This window comes from Streptomyces sp. NPDC104371 (assembly GCF_055583785.1).
On record NZ_JBVJNF010000004.1, the window covers coordinates 608,036 to 625,209 of the forward strand.

18 protein-coding genes and 1 riboswitch are annotated in these 17,174 nt (G+C 72.4%); of the genes, 9 read left to right on the forward strand and 9 right to left on the reverse strand.

What is annotated here, in order from left to right; translation table 11 throughout:
* Window positions 1–101 precede the first annotated feature (101 nt).
* A riboswitch (cobalamin riboswitch) is annotated at window positions 102–241 on the reverse strand.
* A gap of 185 nt (window positions 242–426) precedes the next feature.
* Both ACZ60T_RS16845 and ACZ60T_RS16850 read left to right on the forward strand, forming a co-directional pair.
* On the forward strand, window positions 427–636 hold the full coding sequence (locus ACZ60T_RS16845; RefSeq protein ID WP_469666529.1) for a DUF397 domain-containing protein: 210 nt from the start codon (window positions 427–429) through the stop codon (window positions 634–636).
* A gap of 78 nt (window positions 637–714) precedes the next feature.
* Window positions 715–975: a hypothetical protein gene (locus ACZ60T_RS16850; protein WP_365620785.1), complete on the forward strand. Its 261-nt coding sequence runs from the start codon at window positions 715–717 to the stop codon at window positions 973–975.
* Here ACZ60T_RS16850 and ACZ60T_RS16855 read toward each other — a convergent pair.
* The 4 genes from ACZ60T_RS16855 to ACZ60T_RS16870 all read right to left on the reverse strand — a co-directional run bounded on the left by ACZ60T_RS16855 (window position 905) and on the right by ACZ60T_RS16870 (window position 4,122).
* A complete protein-coding gene (locus tag ACZ60T_RS16855; RefSeq protein WP_469666531.1) occupies window positions 905–1,417 on the reverse strand; it encodes a hypothetical protein in 513 nt (170 codons plus the stop codon). The genes ACZ60T_RS16850 and ACZ60T_RS16855 overlap by 71 nt on opposite strands.
* A gap of 36 nt (window positions 1,418–1,453) precedes the next feature.
* On the reverse strand, window positions 1,454–2,311 hold the full coding sequence (locus ACZ60T_RS16860; RefSeq protein WP_365620791.1) for a helix-turn-helix domain-containing protein: 858 nt from the start codon (window positions 2,309–2,311) through the stop codon (window positions 1,454–1,456).
* Between the two features lie 296 nt (window positions 2,312–2,607).
* Window positions 2,608–2,823: a hypothetical protein gene (locus ACZ60T_RS16865; protein WP_252429009.1), complete on the reverse strand. Its 216-nt coding sequence runs from the start codon at window positions 2,821–2,823 to the stop codon at window positions 2,608–2,610.
* Between the two features lie 9 nt (window positions 2,824–2,832).
* Entirely contained in the window at window positions 2,833–4,122 is a 1,290-nt protein-coding gene (locus ACZ60T_RS16870) for an inorganic phosphate transporter (protein WP_365620795.1), read from the reverse strand.
* A 324-nt stretch (window positions 4,123–4,446) separates the two neighbouring features.
* Here ACZ60T_RS16870 and ACZ60T_RS16875 point away from each other — a divergent pair, with 324 nt between their 5' ends.
* The 3 genes from ACZ60T_RS16875 (at window position 4,447) to ACZ60T_RS16885 (ending at window position 7,943) form a co-directional block, all read left to right on the forward strand.
* Window positions 4,447–5,127, forward strand: a complete 681-nt coding sequence (locus tag ACZ60T_RS16875; RefSeq protein WP_469666532.1) for a class II aldolase/adducin family protein — start codon at window positions 4,447–4,449, stop codon at window positions 5,125–5,127.
* Window positions 5,128–5,186: 59 nt separating this feature from the next.
* Window positions 5,187–6,314: an alpha/beta hydrolase gene (locus ACZ60T_RS16880; RefSeq protein WP_469666533.1), complete on the forward strand. Its 1,128-nt coding sequence runs from the start codon at window positions 5,187–5,189 to the stop codon at window positions 6,312–6,314.
* A 192-nt stretch (window positions 6,315–6,506) separates the two neighbouring features.
* Window positions 6,507–7,943: a hypothetical protein gene (locus ACZ60T_RS16885; protein ID WP_469666534.1), complete on the forward strand. Its 1,437-nt coding sequence runs from the start codon at window positions 6,507–6,509 to the stop codon at window positions 7,941–7,943.
* 7 nt (window positions 7,944–7,950) lie between these two features.
* Here the strand turns inward: ACZ60T_RS16885 and ACZ60T_RS16890 are convergent, their stop codons facing one another.
* Window positions 7,951–8,403 carry a VOC family protein gene (locus ACZ60T_RS16890; protein ID WP_469666535.1) on the reverse strand — a complete coding sequence of 151 codons (453 nt, stop codon included), beginning with the start codon at window positions 8,401–8,403 and terminating at the stop codon, window positions 7,951–7,953.
* A gap of 181 nt (window positions 8,404–8,584) precedes the next feature.
* On the opposite strand from ACZ60T_RS16890, the gene ACZ60T_RS16895 reads away from it, so the two are divergent.
* From ACZ60T_RS16895 to ACZ60T_RS16905, 3 genes are all read left to right on the forward strand, one after another.
* Complete coding sequence (locus tag ACZ60T_RS16895; protein ID WP_365620810.1) at window positions 8,585–10,183, forward strand: ABC-F family ATP-binding cassette domain-containing protein; 1,599 nt, start codon at window positions 8,585–8,587, stop codon at window positions 10,181–10,183.
* A 367-nt stretch (window positions 10,184–10,550) separates the two neighbouring features.
* Entirely contained in the window at window positions 10,551–10,772 is a 222-nt protein-coding gene (locus tag ACZ60T_RS16900; RefSeq protein WP_071368692.1) for a helix-turn-helix domain-containing protein, read from the forward strand.
* Between the two features lie 132 nt (window positions 10,773–10,904).
* Window positions 10,905–11,696: an enoyl-CoA hydratase/isomerase family protein gene (locus tag ACZ60T_RS16905; protein ID WP_252428997.1), complete on the forward strand. Its 792-nt coding sequence runs from the start codon at window positions 10,905–10,907 to the stop codon at window positions 11,694–11,696.
* A 27-nt stretch (window positions 11,697–11,723) separates the two neighbouring features.
* Here ACZ60T_RS16905 and ACZ60T_RS16910 read toward each other — a convergent pair whose 3' ends face one another.
* From ACZ60T_RS16910 to ACZ60T_RS16925, 4 genes are all read right to left on the reverse strand, one after another.
* The gene (locus ACZ60T_RS16910) at window positions 11,724–12,479 is read right to left on the reverse strand and encodes an SDR family oxidoreductase (protein WP_469666536.1); all 756 of its coding nucleotides are present in this window, start codon (window positions 12,477–12,479) and stop codon (window positions 11,724–11,726) included.
* 5 nt (window positions 12,480–12,484) lie between these two features.
* Complete coding sequence (locus ACZ60T_RS16915) at window positions 12,485–14,278, reverse strand: glycoside hydrolase family 15 protein (protein ID WP_469666537.1); 1,794 nt, start codon at window positions 14,276–14,278, stop codon at window positions 12,485–12,487.
* 97 nt (window positions 14,279–14,375) lie between these two features.
* Window positions 14,376–15,173 (reverse strand): SURF1 family cytochrome oxidase biogenesis protein, encoded by a 798-nt coding sequence (locus tag ACZ60T_RS16920; protein WP_469666538.1) that lies wholly within the window; start codon window positions 15,171–15,173, stop codon window positions 14,376–14,378.
* A gap of 94 nt (window positions 15,174–15,267) precedes the next feature.
* Window positions 15,268–16,245 (reverse strand): DEDDh family exonuclease, encoded by a 978-nt coding sequence (locus ACZ60T_RS16925; protein ID WP_469666540.1) that lies wholly within the window; start codon window positions 16,243–16,245, stop codon window positions 15,268–15,270.
* A 170-nt stretch (window positions 16,246–16,415) separates the two neighbouring features.
* Here ACZ60T_RS16925 and ACZ60T_RS16930 point away from each other — a divergent pair, with 170 nt between their 5' ends.
* Entirely contained in the window at window positions 16,416–17,126 is a 711-nt protein-coding gene (locus ACZ60T_RS16930) for a VIT1/CCC1 transporter family protein (protein WP_365620826.1), read from the forward strand.
* Window positions 17,127–17,174 lie beyond the last annotated feature (48 nt).

Genomic DNA, 17,174 nt, shown 5'->3' on the forward strand with positions numbered 1-17,174 from the left:
GGGCTCAGTCGGCCGCGGGACGGGTCAAAGGTCGGGTACGGAACCGTGAACGGCAGCCGAGCATGGCGGTGTTGTCCTCACTCAGGGTGTCCACGCCCTGGTTCGACGAGACCGGCGGTGAGAGTTCCTGGCTCCCGGGATGTACTTCCCCGGTGACAGTGGCGGGACCGCGCCGGAATCGCACCGGCTTCCTCTCCTGTCGCCGTATGGCCCCGGCAGTTCACCACGCCTCCCGAACACCCGTCAACCACCCCCTGACCTGCGACGTCACAGTGTGCTCGGTCCCACACGGCGGAAGTCCGGATCGGTACGCCGAATCGACGGTTTCTGGGCTCTTCCCCGCAGCGGAAGCCGGGAACACTGGAGGAGAACAGCAGTACGAGCGGGGTGGGCGCGGACGAACGGCATGGCCAGGAGGAGGTCGGTGTGATCGGCAGGGACCCGTCAGGGCGGGGGTGGGCCAAGAGCAGCTACTCGTCCAGTGATGACAGCGCCTGCGTCGAAGTCGCCGCCGCTGGGGCGCGTGTGCGGGTGCGTGACTCGAAACGGCGCGAAGGCCCGGTGCTCGTCTTTCGCCGTACCGCGTGGTGTGGTTTGCTGGCTGCACTCGAGAACCCGGCAGCGGACCGCTTCTGAAGATCCGTCCACAGGACGGGAGGGACCCACATGGGGGACAGGGCCAAGGACGTCCCGGCACGTGCGGGAGGTCCACCTATGACGCGTGTATCGCTGACGGCGGCGGCTCCGCTCGCCCTCTTCTCCCTGACGACCGGCGTGCTCGCCGTCGGCATGGGCGCGCTCGCCGCGCTGCTCGTGCCCGGCTCCTCGGCGCGGGCCCTGGTCTGGCTGGTCGTGACGCTGGTGGCCGCGGGCTGTGCCGGCCTGTGGTGGGGCCTCACCCCGGTCACGGAGCGCCTCCGCGTTCTGGACCGGGTCGTCGCGGCGGTTCGTCCGCGGGACCCGCACAGCCGCTGACCTCGCTCGCGCGCCCCGCTCCCGAGCGACCGCGCACCGCTCTGCCGAGGCCCGCCGCGAGGGCGGTGACCAGCGCCGCGCTCAGCGCGCCCAGCACCGTGGTGGTCAGGGGAGTCAGGGCGCTGATCCGCAGGCTGGGCGCCACCCGCGCGGACACGGCGATGCTGAACAGCAGGACGCTGCCGCAGGCGGTGCCCAGCAGCAGCCGGACCGACAGCAGCCGGATCTCGCCGCTGACCCGGGCGTTCTCGACGTCGATGAGGGCCTCGGCCCACTCCCGCCGCTGCATGGCGCGGGCCTTGAGCGTGACGTCGTCGAGGCAGGCGGGGCCGTTGTCGTCGGCCGTGCCCGCCTGTGGGGGGACGGCGGGAGGGTCCCCCGCCGTGACGGAGCGCGCCGCGTGCAGCCGCCTGCACCACTCAAGGAACCCGAAGACCGCCATGGGTCCTCCCCGTTGTTCGCCCGGTGCCTGCCCGGGTCAGGTGTTGGCCAGACTCTCCTTGACCGTGTCGAGCAGCTCGATCAGCCGGTCGCCGTCGTACGCCTTGGTGCTGATGTCCTCGAAGCACTCCTGGTAGCGCGCCGTGAGATCGAGGTCGTCACGGTTCGACACACTGCCGGTGGGGCCTTCGAGATAGATCAGGTCGTCGTCGTCCTTGAAGCCGAGCAGGACGAACGAACTGGCCACGCTGTAGTGCGCGCCCGCCGTGAACGGCAGCAGCCGCATGGTGATCCGGGGGTGCCGGGACAGCGTCTTGAGGTGCTCGAGCTGATGGCGCATCACCCCCGGGCCGCCGATGACCCGTCGGATCGCCGCCTCGTCGAGCACCAGGTGCACCTCCGGCCCCTGATCGCCGTCGTAGGCCCGTTCCTGCCGGGTGGTGCGCAGCTCCGCCGATCTGCGGGCCCGCTGCGGGGCCGAGCGCGGCGCCAGCAGGGCCATCGTGTAGTCCTCCGTCTGGAACAGCGCGGGGATCAGGGTCGGGTGGTACGTGCGGATCGAGGTCGCGGCGCTCTCGTAGCCGAGGTACTGCGCGAACTGCGGGCGCACCATGTCGCTGTACGGCGCCCACCAGGCGAGCCCCTTGGAGCCGCGGGCGGCCTCCTCCAGATCGGCCACCCGGACCGGTTCCGTGACGCGGTAGAGCTGGAGCAGGGCGCGCAGGTCCGTGACGCTGAGGCTGACCGTCCCGGCCTCCAGCCGGATGACTTTGGACAGGGACCATTCCAGCGCGTCAGCGGCCTCCCGCTGCGTGAGACCCGCTTCCTCGCGCGCCCTGCGCAACTCGATACGGAGCCTGCGTCGGTTGAGGCTCGGATCGATGTCCCTGGCCATGTCGCTCCCCTGCCACTCGTCGTCATCGGACCGGTCGGGCGGCCAACGTCGACTAGCAACTCCCCACTAGACTAGGTGAGTTGGGAGAGAGCGGCCAGACCTCTGCAGTCCGACACCTGTCTCTTCGACGTGGTCGTGTGGACGTAGACGGTAGATAAGCCATGCGGTGACGGGCAAGTCACTATTTGCTTCTGTGTGGCCGTATTTGCACTAAATAGGCCCAATATAAACGAGCCCCCACGGTGAATTTTCACCGTGGGGGCTCGCGTTGAGTGCCGGAAGCGGCCGACGGGCCGTCAGGCGACGATCAGATAGATCCCGTACGCCACCGCCGCCGCGCACGCGGCGAAGCAGGCGTAGGCGCCGGTGACGGCCAGGGTGGCCGTGCCGCCGCGGGCCGATTCCTTCTTCGTGAGGCCCACGACGCCGAGGGTGAACAGGCCCACCAGGGCCACGGTGACCACGAGGCTGATGCCGAAGACGGAGCCGAGTGCCGCCCAGTCGATCTTCATGGTGATTCCTTAAACCGTCGCGGCGCGGTTCGGCTCCGCGGACGAGCCGACCTCGGGGGACGGGATGGTGGTCTTGAGGTCGGCGGTGATGGTCGTGGCCGGGATGTCGACCGCCGGGATGTCGGCCGTCGCGAGCGGGGCCGCGGGCGGCGGGGTCACCGCGGCGACCGCCGCCGTGACGACGCCCGAGTCGCTCGGCTCGACCTCGTGGATGTTCTCGCCCGTGATCGGGGAGCGGCGGGACAGGACCCAGATGACAGAGGCGCCGGCGACCAGCAGGACGCCGGTGGCGACCGTGCCCCACGTGCCCTGCCGGGTGAGGAGTTCGGCGCCCGCGCCGACCAGACCGGCGGCCGGGAGGGTCAGGCACCAGGCGACGAACATCCGGGTCGCGGTGGACCAGCGGACCACGCCGCCCTTGCGGCCGAGGCCCGCGCCCATGACGGCGCCGGAGCAGACCTGGGTGGTGGAGAGGGAGAAGCCGATGTGCGAGGAGGCGAGGATCGCCGCCGCGGCGCTGGTCTGGGCGGCGAAGCCCTGCTGCGGCGCCAGGTTCGTCAGCCCCTTGCCGAGGGTGTGGATGATGCGCCAGCCGCCCAGGTAGGTGCCGAGCGCGATGGCCAGGCCCGCCGAGACGATGACCCAGACGGGAGGGTTGGAGCCGGGGGCGAGGACGCCGCCGGTGACCAGGGCCAGCGTGATGATGCCCATCGTCTTCTGGGCGTCGTTCGTGCCGTGGGCCAGGGAGACCAGGCCCGCGGAGGCGATCTGCCCGGCGCGGTAGCCCTTCGAGGCCGCCTTCTCGTCGGTGTGGCTGGCGATCGTGTACGACAGGCGCGTCGCCAGCATCGAGGCGAGTCCGGCCACGATCGGCGCGGCGACCGCGGGGAGCAGGACCTTGGTGACGACGGTCGACCCGTTGACCGCGGACCAGCCCGCCGAGGCGACCGCGGCGCCGATCAGACCGCCGAAGAGGGCGTGGGAGGAACTCGAGGGAAGCCCGAGGAGCCAGGTCAGCAGGTTCCACAGGATGGCGCCCACCAGGGCCGCGAAGATCACTTCGACGCGGATGCCCTGCTCGTTGATGATGCCGCCGGAGATCGTCTTGGCGACCTCTACGGAGAGGAAGGCACCCACGAGGTTCAGCGTGGCAGACATCGCCACCGCCGTCTTTGGCCTCAGGGCGCCGGTCGAGATGGTCGTCGCCATCGCGTTGGCAGTGTCGTGGAATCCGTTCGTGAAATCGAACACGAGAGCGGTGACGATCACGATTCCGAGGAGGAGCGTGATGTGTTCCATTTACCCAGGCTTCTATGGGAGGTCAGTGGCGAGTGGACCGTAGGCAACCTGGGTGAACGGAAGGTGAACTGGGGCGAGCCTCGGAGTGTCACCAAAGGGGGGTCGGCGCTCCGCTTGCGGGCCGGGCGGTGCCGCCCGCCGTCTCGAACAGTGGTGCCACCGGGGCCTTTCGGGTCCTGGAGCGATCTCCCGGCCGACGCGTCGCACACCGTCCCGGCCGGGCCGGGGAGCCCCCGACGAGAGATTGGTCACGCCGCGCGCCTCCGGGCCGTCGAGTGTGTCCGGGCTCTCGGCAGGCCGGTCCCCGCCTGGCAGGATCGCGGCATGGTCGAACACCAGGACACACAGGGCGGACCGGTCCCGGCGGACGAACTGGCGCGCGCGTGGGACGAGGTGGTCGCGACGGCCCGCCGCACCGTCGCCGAGGGGCTGGTCGTCGGCACGTCGGGCAACGTCTCGGCGCGCGTCGGCGACACCGTGCTGGTCACCCCCACCGGGGTGCCCTACGACCGGCTCACGCCGGACGACGCGGTCGGCGTCGACCTCGACGGCAGACAGGTGCTCGGCTCCCTGCGCCCGACCAGCGAACTGCCGATGCACCTGGCCGTCTACCGCACCACCGGCGCCCGCGCCGTCGTCCACACCCACGCCGTGCACGCGACGGCCGTCTCCACGCTGGTACGGGAACTGCCGCTGATCCACTACATGGCCGCCGCGCTCGGCGGAGCGGTCCGGGTCGCCCCGTACGCGACCTACGGCACCGCGGAGCTGGCCGAGCACATGCTCGACGCGCTGGCGGACCGCACCGCGTGCCTGCTGCGGAACCACGGCACGATGGCCCACGGCAGCTCCCTGGCCCAGGCGTACGACCGAACGGCCCAACTGGAGTGGATGTGCCGGGTGTGGCTGACGGCGGCGTCCGTACCAGGCCTGTCCCCGGCACTTCTCACCCCGGGACAACTGGCCGAGGCGGGGGAGCGGCTGCGGGGATACGGGCAGCGATAGCCGGTCCCGGCGGGTAGCTCCCGGTGGCCGGGGGCGGCGAGCGCCGGGAGACTGGACGCGTGCGCATCGTCAAAGCGGCGGCCGCAGCCGCCACCGCAGCCATAGCCGTCGGTACGGCCGGTGTGGCCGTCGGCCGCTACGCCAGCAACGCCGCGCTGAAGGCACCGCCGGGGCGCCCGCTGCCGACCGAACCACGCCTGACCGTGCACTCCCTGGCCGCCGGCCAGATCACGCTCACCCGCGATCTGGCCACCCTGCGCCCTGGGGTCCACGGCCTGGCGGGCGACGGCTCCCACGCCGTCGTCGGCCCGGTGCTGGACACCGCCCCGCACTCCGCCGACGCCGTCGTACGCCGTCTGGAGCGCGTGACCCACGGCACCCTCGAACCCGGCGACAAGGTGTGGCTCACCCCCAACCTGCACGTCGGTGATCCGGGCGGCGCCCTCGGCTTCCACTACCGGGACCTCGAGGTGCCCGGCGAACTCGGCCCCCTGCCCGCCTGGTTGGTGCCCGGCGCCCGCGACACCTGGGTGATCACCGTGCATGGCCTCGGCACCACCCGCGAACTGTCCATGAACCTCATGGAGTTCCTCCAGCGCTACCGCTTCCCGCACCTCGCCCTCGCCTACCGGGGCGACCTCGGCGCACCCCGCTCCCCGGACCGTCTGAACCACCTCGGCGAGACCGAGTGGCACGACGTGGCCGCCGCCGTCCGCCACGCCGTGCACCACGGCGCCGAACGCGTCGTCCTGCACGGCTGGTCCACCGGCGCCACCATGGCGCTGCGCGCCGCCACCCACTCCGCGCTGCGCGAACGGATCTGCGGACTCGTCCTGGACTCGCCCGTGCTCGACGCCGAGGCCACCCTGCGCGCCCTCGCCTCGGCCCGGCACGTCCCCGGCCCGCTGCTGCCCCTGGCGGTCCGCTCCGCGCAGGGCCGCACCGGTCTGCTCGCCTACCAGGACCGGACGGCCCTGGACCCGGACCACCTCCAGGTACCGGCGCTGATCTTCCACAGCCCCGACGACGCCGTCGCCTCCTGGGACCTCTCGCGCGACCTCGCCCGCCGCCGCCCGGACCTGGTCACCCTGAACACGGTGCCCAACGCCCCGCACGGCGCCCTGTGGAACGCGGACCCCGAGACCTACGAAGAGTCACTGCGCCGCTTCCTGACCCCGCTCATGTGACACGGCCCGCCCCGCGCAGGGCCGCACCGGTCCGCTCTGACCCACGTGCCCCGCGAGTCGTCTTCCGCTTAGCCCTGTCCGAGATCGGCTCCCCCCGTCGCACCCCTCTGCGGACCCGTGCCCCGCCCGGCCCCACCCCCCAGCGCGCCCTTCCGTTTGGGTTTTCGCACCGTCAACCGGAAGACTGCACCTGTGACGTCCCGTACCCCGCGCGACTCCAGGCTCCGACTCGTCAGCCCACGGCCCCTGGCCGAAGCCCCCCGAGCGGTGACCCAGCGCCGCGCACGCCGTGCCGCCCCCCGGCCGCCCGAGGGCACACCCCCGCCCGCGGAACTCGCCAGGCTGGCCCGGACCCGCCTGGCCGACGCGGCCCGTGTCGCGCACTGGGCCGACGCGGAGCTGCGCCCCGGCCGCGACGGCGCCACCCCGGACGGCAAGGGCACCCTCAGCGATGCCACCGCCGAGCGGGCCGCCGCCGACCTCGGCCTGAGCGTCGCCCAGGTCCGCGCCGACTGGGACACCGCCCGGCTGGCCGGTCTCGTGGAAGTGCACGGCGACAGCGCCCGCCCCGGCTGGCGGCTGCGCGCCTGGCACCGCGACGACTCCGCCGTCCTGCGCGGCTGGGTCGCCTTCTTCGACGCCTGGACGCTCGCCTACCCCGAACCCGAGGACCCCGGGCAGTCCGCCGTCGCCGACGTCGTCTCGGCGATGCCGCAGGTGCTCTCCTTCCTGCAACTGTCCGCCGGGCCCGTCCCCGTCGCACAGCTCCTCGACCTCCTCTGCCAGCGGGTGACCGAACTGCGCACCGAGCGGTGCGAGGTCGCCTACACCTCGCGCCCGGACCAGCCCGGCGAGACGCTGCGCGCCGAGCACCCCGCCACCCCGGACCAGGGCAGCGCCGAGGACATCCCGCTCGCCCCCCTGCTCGGCTGGGCCCTCGACGCGCTCGCCTACGTAGGCGCCCTCACCCGCGCCGACGGACAGGCCACCCTCACCCCGCTCGGCAACTGGGCGGTCTGGGTCAAGCTGGAGCAGATCTGCGTCGCCGCGCAGAGCCCCGCCGGGAACATCGAGCAGAACGCCGAGGCCATGCTGCGCGGCTGCGCCCAGTTGCGCCCCAACGCGGCCCGCGCCGAGTACCGCGCCTGGCTCGCCGCCCGGCCCGTCGGCAGCGCCGTCACCGAACTCCTGGCCGCCGCCCGCGGCGAGGACGCCCTCCTGCGCGGCCTCGCCTTCGACGCGCTGCGCGTGGTCGGCGCCCCCGCCGAGCCCGATGTGCGCGCCGTCGCCGACGAGCGGCCCCTGCGCCCCTACGCCCAGCTCTGGCTCGCCGAGCACGACGGCGCCGACCCGGAGGAGGCCCACGCGGTGCTCACCCGCGAGGAGGCCACCTGGCTGTGGGTCGACACCGCCGCCGCCGTCGCCGACCACGGCGAGGCCCCGCTCCTCGTACGCCACCTGGAGTCCGCGGTGCAGCCCACCGTGCCCGCCCTCCTCGACGAGGTGCGCGCGGTCGGGCACCCGCGCACCGTGCAGGTACTGGTCGCGCTCGCCGCCGCGCACCCCGACCCGGCGCTCGCCAAGGCCGTACGCCGTGCCGCCTTCCAGGTCCACACCGGAGAAGGGTGACGCCCCGTCACGGGGAGGGCACCTCGGGGGCGTAGGTGCCGAAGCTCCAGAGGTTGCCCTCGGCGTCGCGGGCCAGATAGTCCCGCGAGCCGTACGGCTGGTCCGTCGGGGGCACGAGGATCTCCGCGCCGTGCGCCAGGGCCCGTTGATGGTGGGCGTCGACGTCGGCCACGGCGATGTACACCGCGCACGGGCCCGTGTCCCGCATCGCCTCGTCGAAGGGCCCGCCCCGGCCCTTGGAGCCGAGCAGCACCGCCCCGTTGCCCTGGGCCAGCTCGGCGTGCAGCACCGAGCCGTCGCCGTCCTCGTACACCGACATCTCCGTGAAGCCGAACGCCTCCGTGAGCTGCTTGACCGCCGCCCGCGCGTCGGCGTACAGCAGCGTCGGGCAGATGCTCGGCCGTCTGCCGTCCCTTCCCGCGTCCCGTCCCGCCCTGTGACCCGTCCCACGACCCGCCATGACGATCAGTCCCTTCGGCCGTCCCTCCGAGGAAAAGCGGTTGCACGGCCCCGTTAGACTGGGCCCCATGGCCATTCTCCTCGCGCATTAGACGGCGGGAACGTCCTCAGCCGCCCATCCCGCCACCCCCCGGACTCGCGACATCGCTCGAGCAGGGGGTTTGAGTCCCTGGAGTCTGTCCGTGATCTCCGCCTCCGGTATCGAGCTGCGCGCCGGTGCCCGCATCCTCATCGAGAACGCCACGTTCCGTGTCGCCAAGGGCGACCGCATCGGCCTGGTCGGCCGCAACGGCGCGGGGAAGACCACGCTCACCAAGGTCCTCGCCGGTCAGGGCATCCCCGCGGCGGGCACCGTCACCCGCTCCGGCGAGGTCGGCTACCTCCCGCAGGACCCGCGCACGGGCGACCTCGACGTCCTCGCCCGCGACCGCGTCCTCTCCGCGCGCGGCCTCGACGTCCTGATCCGCAAGATGCGCGAGAACGAACAGCGCATCGCCAACGGGCAGGGCGCCACCCGCGAGAAGGCCCTCAAACAGTACGAGCGCCAGGAGACCGAGTTCCTCACCAAGGGCGGGTACGCCGCCGAGGCCGAGGCCGCCACCATCGCCGCCGCCCTGAACCTCCCCGACCGCGTGCTCGGCCAGCCGCTGCACACGCTCTCCGGTGGTCAGCGCCGCCGTATCGAGCTGGCCCGCATCCTGTTCTCCGACGCGGACACCCTGCTGCTCGACGAGCCGACCAACCACCTCGACGCCGACTCGATCGTCTGGCTGCGCGACTACCTGAAGACCTACCGCGGCGGCTTCATCGTGATCTCGCACGACGTCGACCTGGTCGAGACGGTCGTCAACAAGGTGTTCTACCTGGACGCCAACCGGTCCGCGATCGACGTCTACAACATGGGCTGGAAGCTCTACCAGCAGCAGCGCGAGGCCGACGAGAAGCGGCGCAAGCGCGAGCGCGCCAACGCCGAGAAGAAGGCCGCCACGCTCAACGCCCAGGCCGACAAGATGCGCGCCAAGGCCACCAAGACGGTCGCCGCGCAGAACATGGCCCGCCGCGCCGAGAAGCTGCTCGCCGGGCTCGACGAGGTCCGCCAGTCGGACAAGGTCGCCAAGCTCCGCTTCCCCGACCCCTCGCCCTGCGGCAAGACCCCGCTGATGGCCGAGGGCCTGTCGAAGTCGTACGGCTCCCTGGAGATCTTCACCGACGTCGACCTGGCCATCGACAAGGGCTCCCGGGTCGTCATCCTCGGCCTCAACGGCGCCGGCAAGACCACCCTGCTGCGGCTGCTCGGCGGCGTCGAGCAGCCGGACACGGGCGCGGTCGTGCCGGGCCACGGTCTGAAGCTCGGCTACTACGCGCAGGAGCACGAGACCCTCGACGCGGACCGTACGGTCCTGGAGAACATGCGCTCCGCCGCCCCGGACATGGACCTGGTCGCGGTCCGCAAGGTGCTCGGCTCGTTCCTGTTCTCCGGCGACGACGTCGACAAGCCGGCCGGTGTCCTCTCCGGCGGCGAGAAGACCCGTCTCGCCCTCGCCACGCTCGTGGTCTCGTCCGCGAACGTGCTGCTCCTGGACGAGCCGACCAACAACCTCGACCCGGCCAGCCGCGAGGAGATCCTCGGCGCGCTGCGCACGTACAAGGGCGCGGTCGTCCTCGTCACGCACGACGAGGGCGCGGTGGAGGCGCTCCAGCCGGAGCGGATCATCCTGCTGCCCGACGGCGTCGAGGACCTGTGGGGCGCGGGCTACGCGGACCTCGTGGCCCTCGCCTGACCCACCCGGACCGGGGTCGGCCGGCGCTCTCTTACCGCAGGGCCGGCCCAGCGCGCATGGGTCATCCGGCCTACTCGTGGTCCGTCATGTGTGTGAGATCTCCTCGTACCGGGTGTGTCGTACACGGATTCACCGGCCGATCCCCTCTCTTCCGGGGCTCGGCCGACGCGCCCCGCTGACCTGGTATTTCCCGGATCAACCCGTTCGGGCGTACGCATGACATCGGATGGAATCCCGGATTCCGCTTATGGAGACGCGCTCCTGTCGTCACATCCGGGTGGCACGGACCTTGCCGAATGGGTGGCCATCCCGCTCTTGAGGGGTGATCATGAGGAGACCAGAGCGCACTTCCCATGAGGAGGCACGGGTGGCCGAGACTCTGAAGAAGGGCAGCCGGGTGACCGGCGCCGCGCGCGACAAGCTCGCGGCAGACCTGAAGAAGAAGTACGACTCCGGTGCGAGCATCCGGGCGCTGGCCGAGGAAACCGGCCGCTCGTATGGCTTCGTTCACCGGATGCTCAGCGAGTCGGGTGTCACGCTGCGAGGGCGTGGCGGGGCGACGCGGGGCAAGAAGGCCACGCAGGCCTGACGCCGGGCGGCCCATCGGCTTCGATGGTGGCCACCCGGCCGGTCGGGCGACCGGCCGGGTGGTTACTGTGCAGTCACTTGTGGATGTCCTCGTACGGCATCCCGCCCTGACCGCACCCATCGGAGGCGCCCCATGGCTTCGCTCGACCCGGTACTCGACAAGGACGGCGTACAGCTCACCGTCGACGAGGCGATCGCCACGGTGACGCTGACCAACCCGGCCAAGCGCAACGTCCAGAGCCCCGCTCTGTGGCGGGCGCTGGCGGAGGCCGGGCGCGCACTGCCCGGTTCCGTCCGTGTGGTCGTGCTGCGTGCCGAGGGCAAGTCGTTCTCGGCCGGACTCGACCGCCAGATGTTCACACCGGAGGGCATCGAGGGCGAACCGACCTTCATCGACATCGCGCGCAGCGGTGACGCCGAGCTGGACGCGACCATCGCCGCGTACCAGGAGGCGTTCACCTGGTGGCGGCGCAATGACGTCGTGTCCATCGCCGCCGTGCAGGGGCATGCGATCGGCGCGGGCTTCCAGCTCGCCCTCGCCTGCGATCTGCGCGTCGTCGCGGACGATGTGCAGTTCGCCATGCGCGAGACCAGCCTGGGCCTCGTCCCGGACCTCACCGGTACGCATCCGCTGGTGAGCCTGGTCGGATACGCCCGCGCGCTGGAGATCTGCGCGACGGGCCGCTACGTCCAGTCCGCGGAGGCCGTGTCCACCGGGCTCGCGAACATCGCCGTACCGCGCGATCAACTCGACGACACCGCACGGGACTTGGCGTCCGCCCTGCTCGCCGCGCCCCGTGACGCCGTGATCGAGACCAAGGCGCTGCTGCGCGGCGCGCAGGAGCGGACCTACGAGGAGCAGCGCGCCGCGGAACGGGCCGCACAGGCCCGCCGCCTGCGCGACCTGGCCGGGGTCGGCGACTGAGACGACGGCGCCCGGCCTTCTCGTTCCTCAGAAGCCGTGCCGGGCGCCGCCGTCCACCGGCAGCATGACGCCCGTCAGGAAGGACGCCGCGGGCGAGAGCAGGAACGCGGCGCTGCGGCCGAACTCCTCCGGGGTGCCGTAGCGGCGCAGCGGGATCCGCGCCTCGTGGCCCGCGCGGGTCGCCTCGGGTTCGGCGGAGAGCGCGTCCAGCTCCCGTACCCGGTCCGTGTCGATACGGCCCGGGAGCAGTCCGACCACCCGGATCCCGCGCGGGCCCAGCTCGTTCGCGAGGGACTTGGCGAAGCCCGCGAGCCCGGGGCGCAGACCGTTGGAGATGGTCAGCCCCGAGATCGGCTCGTACACGGAGCCGGACAGCACGAACCCGATGACACCGCCCTCGGTCAGCTCCTCGGCGGCGGCGCGGGCCAGCCGCACCGCGCCCAGGAACACCGACTCGAACGCGCTCGTCCACTGCTCGTCCGTGGTGTCGGCGACATGGCCGGGCGGCGGGCCGCCGACGCTGATCAGGATGCCGTCGAAGCCTCCGAAGCGCTCGCGCGCGGTGGCGATCAGCCGGGCGGGCGCGCCGGGGTCGGCGTTGTCGACCGCCACGCCGACCGCGTGCGTGCCCAGTTCGGCCGCGGCTTCGGCGGCCCGCTTCTCGTCGCGGCCCGTGACGACCACCTTCGCTCCGTCGGCCACGAGTGCGCGCGCGGTGGCGTTGCCCAGCCCGCGCGTGGCGCCGGTGACGAGGTAGACACGGTCCTTCAGCCCAAGATCCATGCGCCCTATCCTGCCTGGTCCTCCTCGAACAGGGCGAGGGCGGTCGCCACCAGGCCGAGATGGCTGAAGGCCTGCGGGAAGTTGCCGAGCTGTCGGCCGGTGGCCGGGTCGTACTCCTCGGCGAGCAGCCCGACGTCGTTGCGGACGCCCACCAGCCGTTCGAACAGCTCGCGGGCCTCGTCGCCGCGGCCGATGAGCCGCAGGGCGTCCGCGAGCCAGAACGAGCAGACCAGGAAGGTGCCTTCCCTGCCGGGCAGCGGGTCCACATCGGTGGCCTCGGTGTCGTAGCGGCGCATGAATCCGTCCGGGGCGAGCCGGGCGCGGACCGCCTCGACAGTGCCGATCACCCGCGGGTCGTCCGGCGGCAGGAAGCCGACCTGGGGGATCAGCAGCAGCGAGGCGTCGAGCGCGCGCGAGCCGTAGAACTGCGTGAACGTGTTCTGCCCGGGGTCGTAGCCGCGCTCGCACACCTCCTGGTGCACCGCGTCGCGCATCGCCCGCCAGCCCTCCAGGTCGCCTGCGAGCCCGGGGTTCTCCTCCAGGGCGAGGACCGCGCGGTCGGCGGCGACCCAGGCCATCACCTTGGAGTGCACGAAGTGGCGGCGCCCGCCGCGCACTTCCCACAGGCCCTCGTCCGGCTCCCGCCAGACCGTGCGCAGGAACTCCATCAGCGCGCACTGCACCCGCCACATGTGCGGCCGGATCGGCAGACCCGCGCGCCGCGCCACCGTCAGCGAGTCGATGACCTCGCCGTACACGTCCAACTGCAACTGCCGCACCGCGCCGTTGCCGACCCGGACCGGTGCGGAGCCCTGGAAGCCGGGCAGCCAGGGCAGTTCGTACTCGGGCAGCCGCCGTTCGCCCGACAGGCCGTACATGATCTGCAGATCGGCCGGGTCGCCCGCGACCGCGCGCAGCAGCCAGTCGCGCCAGGCCTCGGCCTCCTCGTGGTAGCCCGCGGTCAGCAGGGCCTCCAGGGTGAGGGTGGAGTCGCGCAGCCAGCTATAGCGGTAGTCCCAGTTGCGGACGCCGCCCATCACTTCGGGCAGCGAGGTGGTGGGGGCGGCGACGATGCCGCCGGTCGGCGCGTAGGTGAGGGCCTTGAGGGTGATCAGGGAGCGGACCACCGCGTCCCGGTGGGGCCCCCGGTAGCGGCACTCGGCCGCCCAGTCGCGCCAGGCCGCGACGCTGGACTCCAAGGCCTCGAAGGGGTCGACGAGGGTGGGGCGCGGCTTGTGCGAGGGATGCCAGGTGAGGACGAAGGCGACCTTCTCCCCCTCCTCGACCGTGAACTCGGAGTGCGTGGCGAAGTCCTTGCCCCAGGTGTGCACCGGGGGATGGCTGCGCAGCCACACCGAGTCGGGTCCCGCGATGGCCACGCGATGGCCGTCGGCCCGGCGCATCCACGGCACGATCGAGCCGTAGTCGAAGCGCAGCCGCAGCGTGCCGCGTACGGTCACCTTGCCGCGCAGGCCTTCGACGATGCGGACGAGGTCGGGCGCGTGGTCGCGCTGCGGCATGAAGTCGGTGAGGCGGACCGAGCCGTCCGGGGTGTCCCACTCCGAGTCGAGGACGAGGGTGTCGGCGCGGTAGGCGCGGCGGGTGCAGGGGCCGCTGTGCCGGGGGGCGATGTGCCAGTGCCCGTGGTCCTCGCTGCCGAGCAGCGCGGCGAAGCAGGCCGCCGAGTCGAACCGGGGAAGGCAGAGCCAGTCGACCGAGCCGGTCCGGCTGACCAGGGCGGCGGTCTGCTGGTCGCCGATGAGGGCGTAGTCCTCGATGGTCCGCTGGGATCGCTGCACGGGTTCCGGTTTCCCGGCGGGCTCACAGCACAATCCGGGGTACGGCCGGGCGGGGGACGGACGGTCCGGCGTGGCCCGCCTCACCGGTTCCAGGACGTTACGCCGGTGCCGGTTCCGTCTCCGGGCTGTTCTGCTCCGCGGTCGCCGCGGCACGCGCCTGGTCGCGGACCTCGCGGCGGGCCAGGACCACCCAGCCGATCGGGACACCCGCGGAGAACAGCCACCACTGGATCGCGTACGCCATGTGGGGGCCGATGTCGCTGTGTTCCGGGGCCGCGATCAGTTGCGGGGTGTCGTGCGCGGGGGCGGGGGAGACCAGCTCGACATAGCCCGCGAGGACCTGCTTGCCCAGGCTCTTGGCCTGCTGCTCACTGTTGATCAGCATGATCTGGCGGTCCGGCAGCCCCTTGACGTCCTTGATGCCGCTCTCGGCGGTCGTCTGGTCCGGCATGAGCCGCCCGGTGACCGTGATCTCGCCGCTCGCGGGCGCCGGGACCTTCGGGAAGGCGGTCTGCGCGAGGTCGGCCTCGATCCAGCCCCGGTTGACCAGGAGCACCTTGCCGTCGTCCAGGACGAACGGGGTCAGGACGTGGTAGCCGACGTCGCCGTCGTTGCTCGTACGGCGGCGCACCACGACCTCGTGGGCCGTGTCGAAGCGGCCCTTCGCGGACACCCGCCGGTACAGGTCGTCGTTCTTGACGGTGCCGCCGGGCGAGGTGAGCGTCTCCGCGGGCACCGGCTTCGCGGCCAGCGACTCACCGATCACCTTGTTCAGCGCGACCCGGTGCTCGTGGCGGTGCAACTGCCAGAAGCCCAGCTCGATCATCGTCGGGATGAGCGCCAGCATCACGAGGGTGAGAATCACCCACTGCCGGGTCAACAGGAAGCGGTACACCCCACGACGGTACAACTTGGGCGAGGAGCGTGATCGGGCGGGTGCCCGGGAGGGGACACGCGCCCGGCCGACGATCTCCGTCGGCCCCGCGGGGTCACGCGCCCGAGGCCGGTGCCACATCCCTGAGCAGTTGCCCGAAGGCCGCCTCGTCGATCATCGGTGTGCCGTACTGCCGTGCCTTGACCGTCTTCGACGTGCCCGAGTCGGGGTCGTTGGTGACCAGCAGGCTGGTGAGCCGGGACAGGCTCGTCGCCACGTGCAGCCCCGCCTCGACGGCACGGTCCTCCAGCAGCTCGCGCTCCGTCGACGTGTCCCCGGAGAACGCCACCCGCATGCCCTGCCGGAGCGGCTTGCCCTCTTCGTACCGCCCCGGGTTGGGGTACGGACAGGCGGGGCGCTTGCGGGACGGGCGCCAACTCGCGGCGCCGTAGGACCCGGAGGACTGCCGTCCGATCGTCGGGGAGGAGATCCACTCGGTGAGCGGGCGGCACTCCAGCAGCGGCAGCCGTACGCCGCCCCGCGCGGCGGCGTGCAGGCTCGGCCGGAACGCCTCCGCCAGCACGCGCGCGTCGTCCAGCGCGTGGTGCGCCCGCTGCTGGACCACGCCGAAGTGCGCGGCCAGCGTCTCCAGCTTGTGGTTGGGCAGCGGCAGGCCCAGCTCCTTGGAGAGCGCGATCGTGCACAGCCGCTGGCGGACCGGCGCCTCGCGCTCCGCGCGCGCGTACTCCCGCGCGATCATCGACCAGTCGAAGACGGCGTTGTGCGCGACGAGCACCCGGCCGTCGAGCCGGGCGGCGAACTCCTCGGCGACGTCCTGGAAGAGCGGCGCCCCCTGGAGCATCGAGCTCGTCAGGCCGTGGATCCACACCGGGCCGGGGTCGCGCTGCGGGTTGACCAGCGTGTACCAGTGGTCCTCGACCTCGCCGCGCCCGTCCAGCCGGTAGACGGCGGCCGAGATGATCCGGTCGTCCCGGCTCAGACCGGTGGTCTCCACGTCGACGACCGCGTACCCCTCGGGATACGCGGCCGGCCAGGGAGCCGGGGGCGCTGCGGTCGTACGGTCTTCGAGCATGGTCACTGAGGATACGGGCCGCCACTGACAGCTCCGCCCACGGGCGTACGGCCGAGGCCGGAACTGACGGACCGTCAGCAGTGGCGGGAACGCGCTCCACGCGGGACGGAGGCGGGCCGACGGGCCGGGCCGGTGTGGCGACGACAGAACCGGAGTGCCATCCTCCCCATGTGACGGAACGCATGCATGACGAGACTCATGGCGGCGCGCTCGGCACGCGGCTGAACTGGCTGCGGGCGGCGGTCCTCGGCGCGAACGACGGCATCGTCTCCACCGCGGGCCTCGTGGTCGGCGTCGCGGGTGCGACGAGCGACCGCGCGGCGCTGCTGACGGCGGGCCTGGCCGGGCTGTTGGCCGGGTCCATGTCGATGGCGGTGGGCGAGTACGTGTCGGTGTCGACCCAGCGGGACTCCGAGCGGGCCGCGCTGGCCGTGGAGAAGCGGGAGTTGAGAGAGCAACCGCAGGAGGAACTGGAGGAGTTGACGGGGCTGCTCCAGGCGCGCGGCCTGTCACGGGAGGTGGCCCGCGAGGCGGCGCTGCAACTGACCGAACGGGACGCGCTGCGCGCCCACGCGAGCGTCGAACTCGGCATCAACCCGGACGAGTTGGCGAACCCCTGGCACGCGGCGTGGGCGAGCTTCCTGGCGTTCACGGTGGGCGCGCTGCTGCCGCTCCTGGCGATCGTGCTGCCGCCCGACGGCTGGCGGCTCCCCGTGACGGTCGGATCCGTCCTGGCCGCGCTCGTCGTCACCGGCTGGGTCAGCGCGCGCCTGGGCGCCGCGCGACCGGGGCGCGCTCTGACCCGGAACGTGCTGGGCGGGGCGCTGGCCATGGGCATCACCTACGTGGCGGGGGCCCTCCTGGGCGCGACCGCGGCCTGATCCGCGGCGGCGGAGCAGCCCCCTCGGTGCCGCGGAGCCGTCCCCTTC